Below are 16,768 nucleotides of genomic sequence, written 5' to 3' on the forward strand. Positions count from 1 at the left end.
ATGAAATTGCTGGTGGTGGAAGATGAGGCGCTGCTGCGCCATCACCTGTTTACCCGCCTGACCGACAGTGGCCATGTGGTCGAGGCTGTGGCCAACGCCGAGGAAGCCTCGTACCAGACCGGCCAGTTCAATCACGACCTGGCCATCATCGACCTGGGCCTGCCCGGCATGGGCGGCCTGGACCTGATTCGCCAGTTGCGCGCCAAGGGCAAGACGTTCCCGATCCTGATCCTCACCGCGCGCGGCAACTGGCAGGACAAGGTCGAAGGCCTGGCCGCCGGCGCCGACGACTACGTGGTAAAACCCTTCCAGTTCGAAGAGCTGGAAGCGCGGATGAATGCCTTGTTGCGCCGCTCCAGCGGATTTACCCAGTCCACCATCGTTGCCGGGCCGTTGCTGCTGGATATCAACCGCAAGCAAGCCTCCCTCGACGAGCAACCCCTGGCGCTGACCGCCTACGAATACCGCATTCTCGAATACCTGATGCGCCATCACCAGCAAGTGGTGGCCAAGGATCGTTTGATGGAGCAGTTGTACCCGGACGACGACGAGCGCGACCCGAATGTCATCGAAGTGCTGGTCGGCCGCCTGCGCCGCAAATTGGAAGGCCCGGCCGGGTTCAAGCCCATCGACACCGTGCGTGGCCTGGGCTACCTGTTCAATGAGCGCTGCCGTTGATTCGCTCGCTACGTGTGCGCTTGATGCTGGCGGCCGCCACCCTGGCCGTGCTGTTTATGCTCGGTTTGTTGCCGGCGATGCAAGGCGCCTTCAGCCTGGCGTTGCAGGATTCCATTGAGCAGCGCCTGGCGTCGGACGTCACCACGCTGATCTCCGCCGCGCGGGTGGAAAACAACCACTTGTTGATGCCTGCGCAATTGCCCGATGAGCGCTTCAACCTCGCCGACAGTCGGCTGCTGGGGTACATCTACGACCGCGAAGGCCATTTGGTATGGCGCTCGCGCGCGACCCGCGAAGAAAACATCAACTACAAACCGCGCTATGACGGACGCGGCAATGAGTTTGCGCGGATTCGCGAAGACAACGGCCAGGAATTCTTCGTGTATGACGTCGAGGTCAAGCTGCTCGGTGGCAAGAGCGCGGCGTTCAGCATTGTGGCCCTGCAACCGGTGCGCGAATACCAGCTGACCCTCGAAGGCCTGCGCGAAAACCTCTATCTGGGCTTCGGCGCGGCATTGCTGGTGCTATTGACTCTGTTGTGGCTGGGCCTGACCTGGGGCTTGCAGGCGCTACGGCGGTTGAGCCAGGAACTGGATCAGATTGAAGGCGGCACCCGCGAGAGTTTGTCCGAGCAGCACCCCCGCGAGCTGCTGCGCCTGACGGGCTCGCTCAACCGCTTGTTGCACAGCGAGCGCGAACAGCGGGCGCGTTACCGCGACTCCCTCGACGACCTGGCCCATAGCTTGAAAACCCCGCTGGCGGTCTTGCAGGGCGTGAGCGAAGACATGGCTCAACGCCCTGCGGACCGCGACCAGGCCAGAGTGCTGCAAACACAGATCGAGCGCATGAGCCAACAGATCAGCTACCAGTTGCAACGCGCCAGCCTGCGTAAAAGCGGCCTGGTGCGCCATCAGGTGCGCCTGGAGCCGGTAGTGCAAAGCCTTTGCGATACCCTGGGCAAGGTGTACCGCGACAAAGCAGTGACGGTGTCCTTCCAGTTGCCGGATGAATGTGACGTACCCATCGAGAAGGGCGCCTTGCTTGAATTGCTTGGCAACTTGCTGGAAAACGCCTACCGCCTGTGCCTGAGCCAGGTGCGCGTCAGCCTGGTGGAAAGCGAGGACGGCACCGAGTTGTGCATCGAAGATGACGGCCCCGGTGTGCCGCCGGACCAACGTGCGCGCATCCTGCAACGTGGCGAGCGCCTGGACCGCCAGCACCCGGGCCAGGGCATCGGCCTGGCGGTGGTCAAGGACATCATCGAAAGTTACGGCGCGCGGTTGACCTTGGACGATTCACCCCTGGGCGGCGCGGCGTTCAGGATTCACTTTCCGGCCGTGTAATCAGTTGTGGCTGGATCGCTCGTTCGCATTTTTCATGCGTGAACCCGTACAAATGGGGGAGGGAGCTTGCTCCCGATGAGACGCACCAACACCACCCTCTCTAACTCTCCTGCTCGCGATAGGCGCCCGGCGTCAGCCCCGTCCACTTCTTGAACGCCCGATGAAACGCCGAGGGTTCGGAGAAACCCAACTGTTCGGCAATTTCCTGCAATGACAAGTCCGCCCGTCCCAAGTGAAAAATGGCGATGTCTCGCCGCAGTTCATCCTTGAGTGCCTGGAAACTGGTGCCTTCTTCGCGCAGGTGTCGGCGCAGGGTCTGCGGGCTGATGTGCAGGTGCTGGGCGACCGCTTCAAGGTCCGGCCAAGGCGTGCGGTCGCGGCTCAGCAGCCGGCGCAGCTGGCTGCTCAGGCTGTCGCCTTCGTCCGGGCGTGAGAGCAGGTCGGCGGGGGAGCGTTCGAGGAAATGTTTGAGGGTACGCTCGTCCTGCAGCAGTGGCAGGCTCAAATAGCGCACCGGAAACACCAGGCTGCTGTTCGGTGCACCGAATACCTGAGGGCACGGGAACAGCAGATCATATTCGCTGGCGTGGGCCGGTTTCGGGTAGGCGAAGGTGGCCTGGTGCAGTCGAATGCGCTGGCCGATCAGCCAACTGCCCAGCCGATGCCAGATCACCAGCAGGCATTCACTGAGGAAGTGGTCCGGGTCCCAGAGTTGGGTGTGGTCCAGGCTTAAGTGCGCCATTTCCCCTTCACGCGTCAGCTGCCAGCGGGGCCCCTGTGGGAACAGGCTATAAAACAACAAGCCGCGTTCCAGAGCCTTCTCCAAGGTACGGCAGTGGATCAGCGCGTGGCACATCATGGCGAAGGTGCCGCGTTTGCTGGGGCCTTCAGCAAACCCCAGGTATTCGTCGTCCAGCGCCAGCCAGAGCAATTGCAACAGTCGGGTAAATTGTTCCGGTGCGATGCGTGCGCGTGGTTCGCTCAACAGCTCCCGGGCAATGCCCACCTGCTGCAGCAGGGCCGAATAGTCATAACCGACCCGCCGCGCACCGCCCAGGGCTGCGCGGGCAAAGTGGCTGGCGATGGTACGTTCGCGCATGGGGGGCCCTCATCCATAGAATGGCCGATGGTAGCCACCACCGAGTGGGAGCGACAAGGCGGATATCCGCCAAATTGCAGGGTGCTATCGGTCGGTACGGCGGAAATCCGCCATGTGCTCGTCCACTGGGAGGGGCCGCTTGTAGGCGCCGGGCCCGCTGTCTTAAGGCATAAAGCGGATTTGCACAAAGTGGCACGACGTTTGCGATAGGTAAGACAGCGCAGGACTTATCTCACAGCCCTCGCAAACAACAAATCCCTCCAGTGCAGGAGGGTTCGCAATTCAAGTGTCGTGGGCAATGGCGGATATTTGCCACACGGGACGATTGAGGAATTTTGCAATGACGACTCGTCAGCCACTCTACAAATCCCTGTATTTCCAGGTGATCGTTGCAATCGTTATCGGTATTTTGCTCGGTCACTTCTACCCGCAGACCGGCGTGGCCCTCAAGCCATTGGGTGACGGGTTCATCAAACTGATCAAAATGGTCATCGCCCCGATCATCTTCTGTACCGTTGTCAGCGGCATCGCCGGCATGCAGAACATGAAGTCGGTGGGCAAAACCGGTGGCTATGCGCTGCTCTACTTCGAAATCGTCTCCACCATTGCCCTGCTGATCGGCCTGGTCGTCGTTAACGTCGTGCAACCGGGCGCCGGCATGCACATCGACGTGTCGACCCTGGACGCGTCCAAAGTGGCTGCTTACGTCACCGCCGGTAAAGACCAGAGCATTGTCGGCTTTATTCTTAATGTGATCCCGAACACCATCGTCGGCGCCTTTGCCAACGGCGACATTCTGCAAGTGCTGATGTTCTCGGTGATCTTCGGCTTTGCCCTGCACCGCCTGGGCGCTTACGGCAAGCCGGTGCTGGACTTTATCGATCGCTTCGCTCACGTGATGTTCAACATCATCAATATGATCATGAAGCTGGCGCCGATTGGTGCCCTGGGCGCCATGGCGTTCACCATCGGTGCCTACGGCGTGGGTTCCCTGGTGCAACTGGGCCAGTTGATGATCTGCTTCTACATCACCTGCGTGCTGTTTGTGGTCCTGGTGCTGGGCGCCATCTGCCGCGCTCACGGTTTCAGCGTGCTGAAATTGATCCGCTACATTCGTGAAGAGCTGCTGATCGTTCTGGGTACATCCTCCTCCGAATCCGCGCTGCCACGCATGCTGATCAAGATGGAGCGCCTGGGGGCGAAGAAATCCGTAGTAGGTCTGGTGATCCCGACCGGCTACTCCTTCAACCTCGACGGTACCTCCATCTACCTGACCATGGCGGCCGTGTTTATCGCTCAGGCGACCGACACCCATATGGACATCACCCACCAGATCACCCTGCTGCTGGTGCTGCTGCTGTCCTCCAAAGGTGCTGCGGGCGTGACGGGTAGTGGTTTCATCGTACTGGCTGCAACCCTGTCGGCGGTTGGCCACCTGCCAGTTGCCGGTCTGGCGCTGATTCTGGGTATCGACCGTTTCATGTCCGAAGCCCGTGCGCTGACCAACCTGGTGGGTAACGCCGTTGCCACCATCGTTGTGGCCAAGTGGGTGAAGGAACTGGATACCGACAAGCTGCACAGCGAACTGGCATCGGGCGGGACCGGTATTTCCGAAACCCGTGAACTCGATGACCTGGGTGTGGCCGAAGGTCCTGCACCGGTGGTCAAGTAAGCCGCTGATGGCGTGAACTGACGCCCCCAGCTCTGCGCAAACGCCCCGACTTGTTCGGGGCGTTTGCGTTTCTGGCGCGCGGCACCCGGGTTATTTTTTGGTTACAGTAAGCGCGATATTGCCCGCGGGAGGCTTGATGGACAGTGTGGATCTGAATGTGCTGCGCAGTGTGCTGGAGTGGCGTCGTGCCGGGCAGCGAGTGGTGTTGTACAGCGTGGTCCAGACTTGGGGCAGCGCGCCGCGTCCACCGGGCGCCATGTTGGCGCTGCGCGGCGATGGTGTCGTCATCGGCTCGGTGTCTGGCGGTTGCATCGAAGATGACCTGATAGCCCGCTTGCACGACGGCCGCCTGGCGGACGACGGGCCGGCGGTGCAGTTAGTGACCTACGGCGTGACCCAGGACGAGGCCGCGCGTTTTGGCCTGCCCTGTGGCGGCACCTTGCGCCTGACCGAAGAGCGGGTGCTGGACTGGCAATGGGTCGCCGACCTGCTGGCGCGTTGCGAAGCCCATGAGATCGTCGCGCGGGAACTCAACCTGGCCACGGGCGAGGTTACCTTGAGCAGCGCCACCAAGACCGATGGCCTGAGTTTCGACGGTGAACGCTTGCGCGCCATCTATGGCCCGCGCTGGCGTCTGCTGCTGATCGGCGCCGGGCAATTGTCGCGGTACGTGGCGCAAATGGCGCGCTTATTGGATTTCGAAGTGCTTATCTGCGACCCCCGCGAAGAGTTCGTCTACGGTTGGGAGGCGCAACATGGGCGCTTCGTGCCCGGTATGCCCGATGAAGCGGTACTGTCTATCCAGACCGACGAGCGTACGGCCATTGTTTGCCTGACCCATGACCCGCGCCTGGACGATATGGCGCTGCTGACGGCGTTGGATTCCCGGGCGTTCTACATTGGCGCGCTGGGCTCGCGGGTCAACAGTCAGAAACGCCGTGAGAACCTGTCGGCGCTGGGCCTGTCGGCGCAGGCGATCGCGCGGCTACATGGGCCGATCGGCTTGCATATCGGCAGTCATACGCCGTCGGAAATCGCACTGTCGCTGATGGCGGAAATTGTCGCGATCAAAAACGGCGTAGCACCGATGCAGAAAAAGCCGCTGCCGGTGGTGGCCGAGTGACCGTCACGGCAATTGTGCTGGCGGCGGGGCAGGGCAGTCGTTTCCGCGCCGAGGCGGGAGCTGATCAGGATAAATTGCTGGCGCCTTGCCTGGGACTGGACGGGGTGACGCGGCCGGTGATCGAACAGGTGTTGGTGAATTTGCCGACGTGCGTGGTAGAGCGCTGGCTGGTGACGTCGCCGGAGCGTGCCGAGGTGATTCAGTTGGCCGAGGCACATGGCTGTAAGGTTTTGCAACTGACGTCGGCAGGTATGGGCGACAGTATCGCGGCGGCGGTAGCGGCCAGCGCTACGGCCGAAGGTTGGTTGGTGGTACTGGGGGATATGCCCTTTATCCAGTCATCCAGCATCGAGCAAGTGATTCAGGGGCTGCCGGAGCAGGGCATTCGCGTGCCAGTGCAGGATGGCCGTTATGGTCACCCTGTGGCGTTTGGGCGTGACTTCGGGCCGGGGTTGAAGGCGTTAGCGGGTGATCGAGGTGCCAGGCTCTTGTTTACACCGACGGCTGTGAGGGAGGTGCCGGTGAATGACCCAGGCGTGTTATGGGATGTGGATGTACCAGAGCGCCTTAATTACCGCTGATCCGATATAAAAAAGCCCCGCCTGATCACTCAGGCGGGGCTTTTTAGTGGCGGTTGGAATCAGACGAGAGGTTTAGGCTCGTGTGCTTCTTCCTGAACCTTGTGCTCGGCCACTTCTTCGACAGCAGAGTGCTCAGTCACGGTTTCTGCAGCCGGGGCTGGCGCCTCGACAGCTTCAACCACAGCCGGTGCAGCCGCTGCCGCAGCGGCGGCCGCCTCGGCTTCCTTGCGACGACGACGCACTTCACGTGGGTCGTTCGGCGCACGGCCGTTTTCGGTCAAGGCGCTGGCCGGTGCGGCTTCAACTACCGGCGCGGCGACTTCGGCAACCACGGGCGCTTCAACCACAGGCGCAGGTTCAGCCACCGGAGCGGCCTCAACCACGGGTGCAGGCTCGGCAACGGCCACTTCGGCAACCGGTGCCGGGGCTTCTTCCGCCGCCGGTGCAGGCGCTTCAACTGGAGCGGCAGGTTCGGCGGCCCACTGGAAGGCGGTCTGTTCTTCACGAACTTCGCGCACTGCCGGGGCGGCTTCTTCTACAGCCGGCGCTTGCGCAGCGGCTTCAACCACGGGTTCAGGCTCAGCCACCGGCGCCACTTCAACCGCAACCACGTCGGTCACCGGCTGGGCGTCGCGAACCGGCGCGACTTCTACTTCCGGTACCACGGGGGCTTCGATCGGGGTCGTTGCTTCTACTACCGGCGCTTCAACCGCTGGGGTCTGCACCACAGGCGCTTCGGCGACGACGGTGTCCTCGACAGCGGCGGTAGCGCGTTCAGCCTGCTGATGAGCCTGGGCTTCAGCCGGTGCACTGATAACCGAGCTGGCAACCGCTGCGGTAACGGCCAGACCTGCAGCCAGTTCGGTAGTGGTCGGCTCGCTGTTGGCGCCTTCGGCGTTCTCGCCGGTCTCTTCCGAGCCTTCGATCACATTGCCGTTGGCATCACGCTGACGCTCACGACGGTTGCTGCGACGACGCTGGCCACGGGAGCGGCGGCGTGGACGATCGCCTTCGGCGTTGTCCTGACCGTCTTCCTGCAGTTGCTCTTCGCCGGTCAGCACTTCCTCTTCGCTGGCGGCAGCGGCCTGCTCGGTGCGCGGTTGGCGCTCTTCACGCGGGGCACGAGGCTGGCGTTCTTCTCGTGGCGCACGCTCTTCGCGCGGCGCACGGGCTGGGCGTTCTTCGGTGGCAGCAGCAGCGGCAACGGCCGGGGCGGCATCCAGAGGCTCGCGCAGTTCACGCACACGCTCTTCACGCTCACCGCGAGGCTTGCGATCTTCACGCGGGGCACGCGGCGTACGTGGCGCGCGCTCTTCACGCGGTGCACGCTCTTCGCGGGCTACGGTAGGGGTGTCTTCGCGGGCTTCACGAGGCTGACGCTCTTCACGCGGCGCACGCTCTTCACGCGATGCACGCTCTTCGCGCGGCTTGCGCTCTTCGTCACGACGACCGTTGCGGTTACGGCTTTGCTGGCGACCGTTGCGACGCTCTTCGTTGCGCGCTGGGCGCTCGGCGGCAGGTTTTTCGACCACGACCGGTGCGACAGGCTCTTCCTTGGTGGCGAACAGGCTAACCAGGGATTTCACCAGGCCTTTGAACAGGCTTGGTTCAGGCATCGCGGCCGGCGCGGCAACCGGTGCAGCGGCTTCAACCGGAACCGGTGCGTTGGCACGGGCTGGAGCGGTCTTCACGGCAGCTTCCTGGCGGACCAGGGTGCGGGTTGCGGCGGCTGGCTGGACTTCTTCCACCTCGGCAGCGGCTGCAGCGATTTCGTAGCTGGACTGACCGCTGTGGGCTTCCGGGCTGTCATCACGCAGGCGCTGCACTTCGAAGTGCGGTGTTTCGAGATGGTCGTTCGGCAGGATCACGATACGAGCGCGGGTACGCAGTTCGATCTTGGTGATCGAGTTGCGTTTTTCGTTGAGCAGGAACGCGGCCACCGGGATCGGCACCTGGGCGCGGACTTCGGCGGTACGGTCCTTCAGGGCTTCTTCTTCGATCAGGCGCAGGATAGCCAAGGACAGCGATTCAACGTCACGGATGATGCCGGTGCCGTTGCAGCGCGGGCAGACGATGCCGCTGCTTTCGCCCAGGGAAGGCCGCAGGCGCTGACGGGACATTTCCAGCAGGCCGAAGCGCGAGATGCGGCCCACTTGCACGCGGGCACGGTCGGCTTCCAGGCATTCGCGGACTTTTTCTTCCACGGCGCGCTGGTTCTTGGCCGGGGTCATGTCGATAAAGTCGATCACGATCAGGCCGCCGATGTCGCGCAGGCGCAGCTGGCGGGCAATTTCTTCGGCCGCTTCCAGGTTGGTCTGCAGGGCGGTTTCTTCGATGTCGCTACCTTTCGTGGCGCGCGCCGAGTTGATGTCGATGGACACCAGGGCTTCGGTCGGGTCGATCACGATGGAACCGCCGGAAGGCAGTTCGACTACGCGCTGGAAAGCGGTCTCGATCTGGCTTTCGATCTGGAAGCGGTTGAACAGTGGGACGCTGTCTTCGTACAGCTTGATCTTGCTGGCGTACTGCGGCATCACCTGGCGGATGAAGGTCAGGGCTTCGTCCTGGGCTTCGACGCTGTCGATCAGCACTTCGCCGATGTCCTGGCGCAGGTAGTCGCGGATGGCGCGGATGATTACGTTGCTTTCCTGGTAGATCAGGAACGGCGCGGAACGATCCAGCGAGGCTTCCTTGATGGCAGTCCACAGTTGCAGCAGGTAATCGAGGTCCCACTGCATCTCTTCGCTGCTGCGACCCAGGCCGGCAGTGCGCACGATCAGGCCCATGTCGGCCGGGGCGATCAGGCCGTTGAGCGCTTCACGCAGCTCGTTGCGCTCTTCGCCTTCGATGCGGCGGGAGATGCCACCGGCACGCGGGTTGTTCGGCATCAGGACCAAGTAGCGGCCGGCCAGGCTGATGAAGGTGGTCAGGGCGGCGCCCTTGTTGCCACGTTCTTCTTTTTCCACCTGAACGATGACTTCCTGGCCTTCGCTCAGGACGTCCTTGATGTTCACGCGGCCTTCTGGGGCTTTCTTGAAGTATTCGCGGGAGATTTCTTTGAGGGGCAGGAAGCCGTGGCGCTCGGAGCCGAAATCGACAAAGGCAGCCTCAAGGCTTGGTTCGATGCGAGTAATACGGCCTTTATAGATGTTGGCCTTTTTTTGCTCGCGTGCACCAGATTCGATGTCCAGGTCGTAGAGGCGTTGGCCATCTACCAGTGCAACACGCAACTCTTCGGGTTGAGTTGCGTTAATCAGCATTCTTTTCATGTTGTACCGTCGGTTTCCGGGCTGCCGGAAACGGCGTTCGGCACACACGACTTCTCACGGTCGGTGTCAGGTGCGTCAAGAGTGGTTGGCCACTCCAGTGTCCAGCAAAACCTGCCAATTGGGCGGGAGTCGCGACGGACGCGTCCTGCTTGTTAGCGGCGGTGACAAAGGCACCGCTTCAACAAAAGCTAAGGTCAGGAGGAGGAATCAACCGGCGACTGTGGACGAGATGAAGCGTCTAAATATAAGCCTAGTGCTACACGGTCCGACGGTTGTGCATCTCCACCCTACACGTATCCCTGATAATTCGGGTGCTGCCGCGCGCAGAATCCGCAGCGGGTTGGCATTTACCGTGTTCTCCAACGGGGAGTCCACGCTCATGGCTAAACAGGCCTGAATGAAAACGACTGCGCTCTCACTCAGCTCTTAACAGGCGTTGTTTCCGAAGCATTCGCCATGGTCTGGCTCAAAACTGACTGCACTTTGTGAACTGGCCGTAAATATCGGCGCCAAACGCGAGTATTCACTCTGCTTTTGGCACTCGCTTCAGGCCTCATGTCACCTGCGCTTGTTACAATTTTGAGCTTTCCAGGGTGGCAAACGCCCCGTAGGACGGCCTCGCGTCCTGATGAATTGCGATGGTCAGGGCCGGCAGTTTGCCGCAAGTCCTCTGGCCAGGCCGCTTTTGGCGGCGTTCGCGACTATAGCAGTAATGATTAAGTGCTTCAATTCCATAAAAAATTGTTATCATCGCCGCCATGACGACTACCGCCCCCCCGACCCCCAGCGTTCAGCTGCTTGAGGTCTCGCCGGAATATGCCGGCCAACGCATCGACAATTTTCTCCTGGCCAGGCTCAAAGGCGTGCCCAAGACCTTGATTTACCGCATCTTGCGTAAAGGCGAAGTGCGCGTGAACAAGGGGCGGATCAAGCCCGAGTATAAATTGCAGGCGGGCGATATCGTCCGTGTGCCGCCGGTTCGCGTGCCTGAGCGCGACGAGCCTGTGCCGCTGGCACAAGGCCTGCTTCAGCGTCTGGAAGCATCGATAGTCTTCGAAGACAACAAGCTGATCGTGATCAACAAGCCCTGCGGCATTGCGGTGCACGGCGGCAGCGGCCTGAATTTCGGCGTGATCGAAGCCTTTCGTCAGTTGCGCCCGGATGCCAAGGAGTTGGAACTGGTGCACCGTCTGGACCGCGACACCTCTGGCCTGCTGATGATCGCCAAAAAACGCAGCATGCTGCGTCATCTGCATACCGCTCTGCGCGGCGATGGCGTGGATAAGCGCTACATGGCGCTGGTGCGGGGCCACTGGGCCAGTTCGATCAAGAGCGTTCGTGCGCCGTTGCAGAAGAGCAACTTGCGCTCCGGCGAGCGCATGGTGGAGGTGGACGAGGAGGGCAAAGAGGCGCTGACTCTGTTCAAGGTGCTGCGCCGCTTCGGCGACTTCGCCACGCTGGTGGAGGCTAAACCCGTTACCGGTCGTACCCACCAGATCCGCGTGCACACCCTGCACGCTGGTCACTGCATTGCCGGTGACACCAAGTATGGCGATGAAGATTTTTCCAAGGAAATTCGCGATCTGGGCGGTAAACGCCTGTTCCTTCACGCCTATATGCTGACCGTGCCGTTGCCCGATGGCGGTGAGCTCAAGCTGCAGGCGCCGGTTGATGAGATGTGGGCCAAGACCGTGGAGCGTTTGAGTGCCGCACCGTGACTACAAACTGCTGATTTTCGATTGGGACGGGACCCTGGCCAACTCCATTGGTCGCATCGTCGAATCGATGCACATGGCCTCGACCCGCTCGGGGTTCGAGCTGTGCAGCGACCTGGCGGTCAAAGGCATCATCGGCCTGGGCTTGCCTGAGGCGATTCGTACCTTGTATCCGCAGATCGCCGATCAAGAGTTGCTCGCATTCCGTGAGCACTACGCCGATCACTACATTGCGCTGGAGGCCGAACCTTCGCCTCTGTTCGAGGGTGTGCGCCAATCCCTGGAGGCGTTCCGTGCCGACGGCTACCACTTGGCTGTCGCCACCGGCAAGGCCCGTCGCGGTTTGGATCGGGTGCTCAAAGCCCACGGTTTTGAAGATTATTTCGATATCACCCGCGCAGCCGATGAAACCGCCAGCAAGCCTCACCCTCTGATGTTGGAGGAGATTCTGGCCCATTGCGCCGTTTCCCCGCGTGAGGCGTTGATGGTGGGGGATGCGTCCTTTGACCTGATGATGGCGCGCAATGCGGGTATGGACAGTGTGGCCGTCAGTTACGGCGCGCAGTCGCCCGAGGCGTTGCAGCAGTACGAGCCCAGGGTCACGATCGATCATTTTTCTGAATTGCACGCCTGGCTCAATCGGGCTCAATAAGTCTTTGCTGGGGTTTATGGCATGAGTGACGAGTGGAAAGCGCCCGAAAAGGCTGAAAGCAGCGACGACAAAAGCTGGAAACTGCTGGAGAAAACCCTGCTGGCCAGTGTGCAGGAGCAGCGTCGCTCGCGGCGCTGGGGGATTTTCTTCAAGCTGCTGACCTTCACTTACTTGTTGATCATGCTGGCGCTGTTCAGTCCATTGATGGATATGGAGAAAAGCGCGACCCGCAGCGCCAACTACACCGCGCTGATCGAAGTGCGCGGGGTGATTGCCGATAAAGAACCGGCCAGTGCCGACAATATTGTCAGCAGTCTGCGCGCCGCGTTCGAAGACACCAAGGTCAAGGGCGTGATCCTGCGCATCAACAGCCCGGGCGGCAGTCCTGTGCAATCGGGCTATGTGTATGACGAGATTCGTCGTCTGCGCGCTCTGCATCCGGATATCAAGCTGTACGCGGTGATCTCTGATCTTGGCGCCTCCGGTGCTTATTACATTGCCAGCGCGGCCGACCAGATTTACGCCGACAAGGCCAGTCTGGTGGGCTCCATAGGCGTGACGGCGGCCGGTTACGGTTTTGTCGGTACCATGGAAAAGCTTGGTGTGGAGCGTCGTACCTACACCTCGGGTGAGCACAAAGCGTTTCTTGACCCGTTTCAGCCGCAGAAGCCCGATGAAACGCAGTTCTGGCAGAGCGTGCTTGATACCACTCATCGCCAGTTCATTGCCAGCGTCAAGCAGGGCCGAGGCGATCGTCTGAAGGACAAGGAGCATCCTGAGTTGTTTTCCGGCCTGGTCTGGTCCGGAGAGCAGGCGTTGCCGTTGGGCTTGATCGACGGCTTGGGCAGTGCCAGTTCGGTGGCGCGGGATGTGATTGGCGAGAAAGAACTGGTGGACTTCACTGTTGAGGAATCGCCATTCGATCGGTTTTCCAAGAAGCTCGGCGCCAGCGTGGCTGAAAAGCTGGCGCTCTATATGGGCTTCCAAGGTCCGACGTTGCGTTGAGATAGTCAGGCTGACATAACCAAGATGTGGGAGGGGGCTTGCCCCCGATTGCTGTGGTGCTACAGACAGATTGGCTGATCCAGTACTGTCAGGAGCAAGCTCCCTCTCACAATGGGTTTTGCGGTGTTCTTAAGGGACCTGCACGCCTTCGCTGAGCAGCATGTCCACCAGTCGAATCAGGGGTAAGCCGACGAGGCTGGTGGCATCCGGCCCTTCGGTGCTCTGGAACAGGCTCACGCCCAAGCCTTCAGCTTTGAAGCTGCCCGCGCAGTCAAATGGTTGCTCGATGCGCAGGTAGCGCTCGATGCGCTCAATGTCCAGCTCGCGCATATGCACGGTAAAGGGCACGCAGTCGACTTGGCAGCGCCCGGTTTCGCTGTTGAGCAATGCCAGGCCGGTAAGAAAGCTGACACGCTTGCCGCTTGCCGCCAGCAACTGCTCGCGGGCGTTCTCGAATGTATGCGGCTTGCCGATGACCCGGCCGTCGAGCGCGGCCACCTGGTCCGAGCCGATAATCAAATGCCCGGGATGGCTGGCGGCCAACGCTCGGGCCTTCTCCTCGGCCAGGCGTTTGACCAGCTCCACCGCCAGCTCATTTGGACGATGGCTTTCATCGATATCCGGAGAGCTGCAGATGAACGGTAGGTGCAGGCGGTTCAACAATTGCCGGCGGTAAACCGAGCTGGATGCGAGTAATAAAGGCAGCATGGGCGTCTCCTCAGGGCAGGCCGGGATTCTAGCGGGGTGACCGGCTGACGCACAGGGCCGAATTTCCTTTGACATGGCCGGGTGCATCCCTATAATGCTGCGCCTATGTTGAATGACCCGATTCCACCTCACGTTGACCCGCGCAAATTGGCTGATCGTGGCACCTCCCTTCAAGGTGAAGTGCTGCTGGCCGATTTGGAGAGACTCTGCGACCCGCTTTCCGACACTGTCGGTACGGTGCAGGCCAAATTCGTTTTTGAACGAGATGAACGTAAATCTGTGGTCATTCACAGCTTTATCGACACCGAAGTCAAAATGGTTTGCCAGCGTTGTCTTGAGCTGGTCACCCTGCCGATCCACAGCGAATGCAGTTACGCCGTGGTGAAGGAGGGTGCGAATACCCAGTCGTTGCCGAAAGGTTATGACGTGCTGGAACTGGGCGAAGATCCTTTGGATCTGCATGCACTGATCGAGGAGGAGCTTCTGCTCGCCTTGCCCATTGTGCCTGCTCATCATCCGGAAGAATGCCAGCAGCCGGCGGGCCTCGATGACGAGCCCGAACCGAGCGAGGACGAGGTAACGCGGTCCAACCCGTTCAGTGTATTGGCGCAGTTAAAGCGTGACCCAAACGTTTAGGAGTTAATCAATTATGGCTGTTCAGCAGAACAAAAAATCCCGCTCCGCCCGTGACATGCGCCGTTCGCACGACGCTCTCGAGGCAAGCACTCTGTCCGTGGAAAAGACCACTGGTGAAGTTCACCTGCGTCACCACGTATCGCCAGAAGGCGTATACCGTGGTCGTAAAGTGATCGACAAGGGCGCTGACGAGTAATCACTTGTCTGCTCTCGTCATCGCGATTGACGCAATGGGCGGGGACTTCGGTCCCCGCAGCATTGTTCAGGCCTGCGTTGCCAGCCTGTCTGCAACACCCTCGCTGCACCTGACCCTTGTCGGTCAACCCTCCCTTCTTGAAGAACTGATTGCCAGCCATCCGGCGGTGGATCGCGCGCGCCTGAGCATTGTGCCGGCCAGCGAAACCATCACGATGGATGAAAAGCCGGCGGCGGCCCTGCGCGGTAAACCTGACTCTTCGATGCGGGTGGCCCTGGAACTGTTGCGCGACGGCAAGGTGCAAGCCTGTGTCAGCGCCGGCAATACCGGGGCCTTGATGGCGTTGTCGCGGCATGTGCTCAAGACCTTGCCCGGAATCGACCGGCCGGCCATGGTGGCGGCGATTCCCACGCAGACAGGCTATTGCCAGTTGCTGGACCTCGGGGCGAACGTGGATTGCAGTGCCGAGCACCTGTTCCAGTTCGCTGTGATGGGCTCGGTGGCGGCGCAAGCCTTGGGCGTGGCCCGCCCGCGCGTGGCGCTGTTGAACATCGGCACCGAAGACATCAAGGGCAACCAGCAGGTCAAGCTCGCCGCGACGCTGTTGCAAGGCGCGCGAGGCTTGAATTACATCGGCTTCGTCGAAGGTGACGGTTTGTATCGTGGCGAAGCGGACGTGGTGGTGTGCGACGGCTTTGTGGGCAATATCCTGCTTAAATCCAGCGAAGGCCTGGCGACCATGATTGCCACGCGCATCGAGTCGTTGTTCAGGCAGAGCCTGGTCTCGCGTCTGGTAGGTGCTCTGGCGCTGCCATTGATGCGTCGTCTGCAGGCTGATCTGGCGCCGGCGCGGCATAACGGGGCGAGTTTTCTAGGCTTGCAGGGCATTGTGGTGAAAAGTCACGGTTCGGCGGGCGTGGAAGGTTTTCAGAGTGCGATTGCCCGCGCGGTGATCGAGCTCCAGGAAAACCTGCCCCAACGCCTGCATGGCCGTCTCGAGGACCTGTTGCCTTAGGCGAATTGGCCCAGGAATGCTTAAATGTGACCGGCCAGTTCAATTGACCATCCAATCTGTCAGTTTCGTGCGCTCCCACCGTAGGGGCGCCCATTTCCGACGACCAGATCATTAGGGGCTTGTTACATGTCTACATCCCTCGCATTCGTCTTTCCAGGGCAGGGCTCGCAGTCCCTCGGCATGTTGGCCGAGCTGGGCGCGCAATACCCGCTGATCCTGGATACTTTCAAGGAAGCTTCCGATGCCTTGGGTTACGACCTCTGGGCACTGACCCAACAGGGGCCGGAGGAGCAACTCAATCAAACTGATAAAACCCAACCGGCGATCCTGACTGCCTCGGTTGCCCTGTGGCGCTTGTGGCTGGCAGAGGGCGGCGCACGTCCAGCGTTTGTTGCAGGTCATAGCTTGGGCGAATACAGCGCTCTGGTCGCGGCGGGTAGCCTGACCCTGGGTGAAGCGGTCAAGCTGGTCGAGCGCCGTGGTCAACTGATGCAAGACGCCGTTCCGGCCGGGCAGGGCGGCATGGCCGCTATCCTGGGTCTGGACGACGCGGTGGTGATCGAAGCCTGCGCCGAAGCCGCTCAGGGCGAAGTGGTCAGCGCTGTCAACTTCAATTCCCCAGGCCAGGTGGTGATTGCCGGTGCCAAGGCCGCCGTCGAGCGCGCCATTGAGGGTTGCAAGGCGCGTGGTGCCAAGCGTGCGCTGCCGTTGCCGGTGAGCGTGCCGTCCCATTGCGAGCTGATGCGCCCGGCGGCCGAGCGTTTTGCCGAGTCCATCGCTGCGATCAACTGGCAGGCGCCGCAGATCCCGTTGGTACAGAACGTCAGCGCAGCGGTAGTGGCCGACCTCGACACCCTCAAGCGCGACCTGCTGGAGCAGCTCTACAAGCCGGTGCGTTGGGTTGAGTCGGTCCAGACCCTGGCCGCCAACGGCGCCACCGAGCTGGTTGAGTGCGGTCCGGGCAAGGTCCTGGCTGGCCTGAACAAGCGCTGCGCCGATGGGGTCTCGACATCCAACCTCAATACCCCGGATGCCTTCGCTGCCGCTCGCGCGGCACTGGCCTGAACCCTGAATTC

At 61.2% G+C, this 16,768-nt stretch carries 15 protein-coding genes; 12 read left to right on the forward strand and 3 right to left on the reverse strand.

All coding sequences use genetic code 11. The features are described from left to right. Positions 1–678 carry a response regulator gene (locus QRN41_RS20610; RefSeq protein WP_285422070.1) on the forward strand — a complete coding sequence of 226 codons (678 nt, stop codon included), beginning with the start codon at positions 1–3 and terminating at the stop codon, positions 676–678. Next, positions 675–2,021 (forward strand): ATP-binding protein, encoded by a 1,347-nt coding sequence (locus QRN41_RS20615; RefSeq protein ID WP_034139034.1) that lies wholly within the window; start codon positions 675–677, stop codon positions 2,019–2,021. Before QRN41_RS20610 ends, QRN41_RS20615 begins: the two co-directional genes overlap by 4 nt. Positions 2,022–2,121: 100 nt before the next feature. Here QRN41_RS20615 and QRN41_RS20620 read toward each other — a convergent pair whose 3' ends face one another. Next, on the reverse strand, positions 2,122–3,120 hold the full coding sequence (locus QRN41_RS20620) for an AraC family transcriptional regulator (protein WP_285422071.1): 999 nt from the start codon (positions 3,118–3,120) through the stop codon (positions 2,122–2,124). A 340-nt stretch (positions 3,121–3,460) separates the two neighbouring features. Between QRN41_RS20620 and QRN41_RS20625 the strand changes: the two genes are divergently transcribed. The 3 genes from QRN41_RS20625 (at position 3,461) to QRN41_RS20635 (ending at position 6,496) form a co-directional block, all read left to right on the forward strand. After that, positions 3,461–4,792 (forward strand): dicarboxylate/amino acid:cation symporter, encoded by a 1,332-nt coding sequence (locus QRN41_RS20625; protein ID WP_034099901.1) that lies wholly within the window; start codon positions 3,461–3,463, stop codon positions 4,790–4,792. Between the two features lie 136 nt (positions 4,793–4,928). After that, positions 4,929–5,915: an XdhC family protein gene (locus QRN41_RS20630; RefSeq protein WP_285422072.1), complete on the forward strand. Its 987-nt coding sequence runs from the start codon at positions 4,929–4,931 to the stop codon at positions 5,913–5,915. Continuing rightward, positions 5,912–6,496 carry a nucleotidyltransferase family protein gene (locus QRN41_RS20635; protein ID WP_040269227.1) on the forward strand — a complete coding sequence of 195 codons (585 nt, stop codon included), beginning with the start codon at positions 5,912–5,914 and terminating at the stop codon, positions 6,494–6,496. The genes QRN41_RS20630 and QRN41_RS20635 overlap by 4 nt, the downstream gene beginning before the upstream one ends. Positions 6,497–6,555: 59 nt before the next feature. Here QRN41_RS20635 and rne read toward each other — a convergent pair whose 3' ends face one another. Then, positions 6,556–9,756, reverse strand: coding sequence for a ribonuclease E (gene rne, locus QRN41_RS20640; protein WP_167418092.1), 3,201 nt, complete (start codon positions 9,754–9,756; stop codon positions 6,556–6,558). A gap of 767 nt (positions 9,757–10,523) precedes the next feature. Here rne and rluC point away from each other — a divergent pair. The 3 genes from rluC to QRN41_RS20655 are packed head-to-tail and all read left to right on the forward strand — an operon-like array spanning position 10,524 to position 13,137. Continuing rightward, positions 10,524–11,483, forward strand: coding sequence for a 23S rRNA pseudouridine(955/2504/2580) synthase RluC (gene rluC, locus QRN41_RS20645; protein WP_123478788.1), 960 nt, complete (start codon positions 10,524–10,526; stop codon positions 11,481–11,483). Then, entirely contained in the window at positions 11,470–12,132 is a 663-nt protein-coding gene (locus QRN41_RS20650; RefSeq protein WP_094066816.1) for an HAD-IA family hydrolase, read from the forward strand. Before rluC ends, QRN41_RS20650 begins: the two co-directional genes overlap by 14 nt. A gap of 21 nt (positions 12,133–12,153) precedes the next feature. Next, a complete protein-coding gene (locus tag QRN41_RS20655; RefSeq protein WP_034099896.1) occupies positions 12,154–13,137 on the forward strand; it encodes a S49 family peptidase in 984 nt (327 codons plus the stop codon). Positions 13,138–13,266: 129 nt separating this feature from the next. Here QRN41_RS20655 and QRN41_RS20660 read toward each other — a convergent pair whose 3' ends face one another. Further along, positions 13,267–13,845, reverse strand: a complete 579-nt coding sequence (locus QRN41_RS20660) for a Maf family protein (RefSeq protein WP_034139029.1) — start codon at positions 13,843–13,845, stop codon at positions 13,267–13,269. Between the two features lie 105 nt (positions 13,846–13,950). On the opposite strand from QRN41_RS20660, the gene QRN41_RS20665 reads away from it, so the two are divergent. The 4 genes from QRN41_RS20665 to fabD all read left to right on the forward strand — a co-directional run bounded on the left by QRN41_RS20665 (position 13,951) and on the right by fabD (position 16,757). Further along, positions 13,951–14,481, forward strand: a complete 531-nt coding sequence (locus QRN41_RS20665; protein ID WP_034099894.1) for a YceD family protein — start codon at positions 13,951–13,953, stop codon at positions 14,479–14,481. Between the two features lie 13 nt (positions 14,482–14,494). Continuing rightward, on the forward strand, positions 14,495–14,677 hold the full coding sequence (gene rpmF, locus QRN41_RS20670) for a 50S ribosomal protein L32 (RefSeq protein WP_003179396.1): 183 nt from the start codon (positions 14,495–14,497) through the stop codon (positions 14,675–14,677). A 4-nt stretch (positions 14,678–14,681) separates the two neighbouring features. Beyond that, a complete protein-coding gene (gene plsX, locus QRN41_RS20675; protein ID WP_080761471.1) occupies positions 14,682–15,692 on the forward strand; it encodes a phosphate acyltransferase PlsX in 1,011 nt (336 codons plus the stop codon). A gap of 126 nt (positions 15,693–15,818) precedes the next feature. Beyond that, the gene (gene fabD, locus QRN41_RS20680) at positions 15,819–16,757 is read left to right on the forward strand and encodes an ACP S-malonyltransferase (RefSeq protein WP_034139027.1); all 939 of its coding nucleotides are present in this window, start codon (positions 15,819–15,821) and stop codon (positions 16,755–16,757) included. Positions 16,758–16,768: the final 11 nt, after the last annotated feature.

The organism is Pseudomonas sp. efr-133-TYG-23 (assembly GCF_030209215.1).
Lineage (GTDB): Bacteria > Pseudomonadota > Gammaproteobacteria > Pseudomonadales > Pseudomonadaceae > Aquipseudomonas > Aquipseudomonas rhodesiae.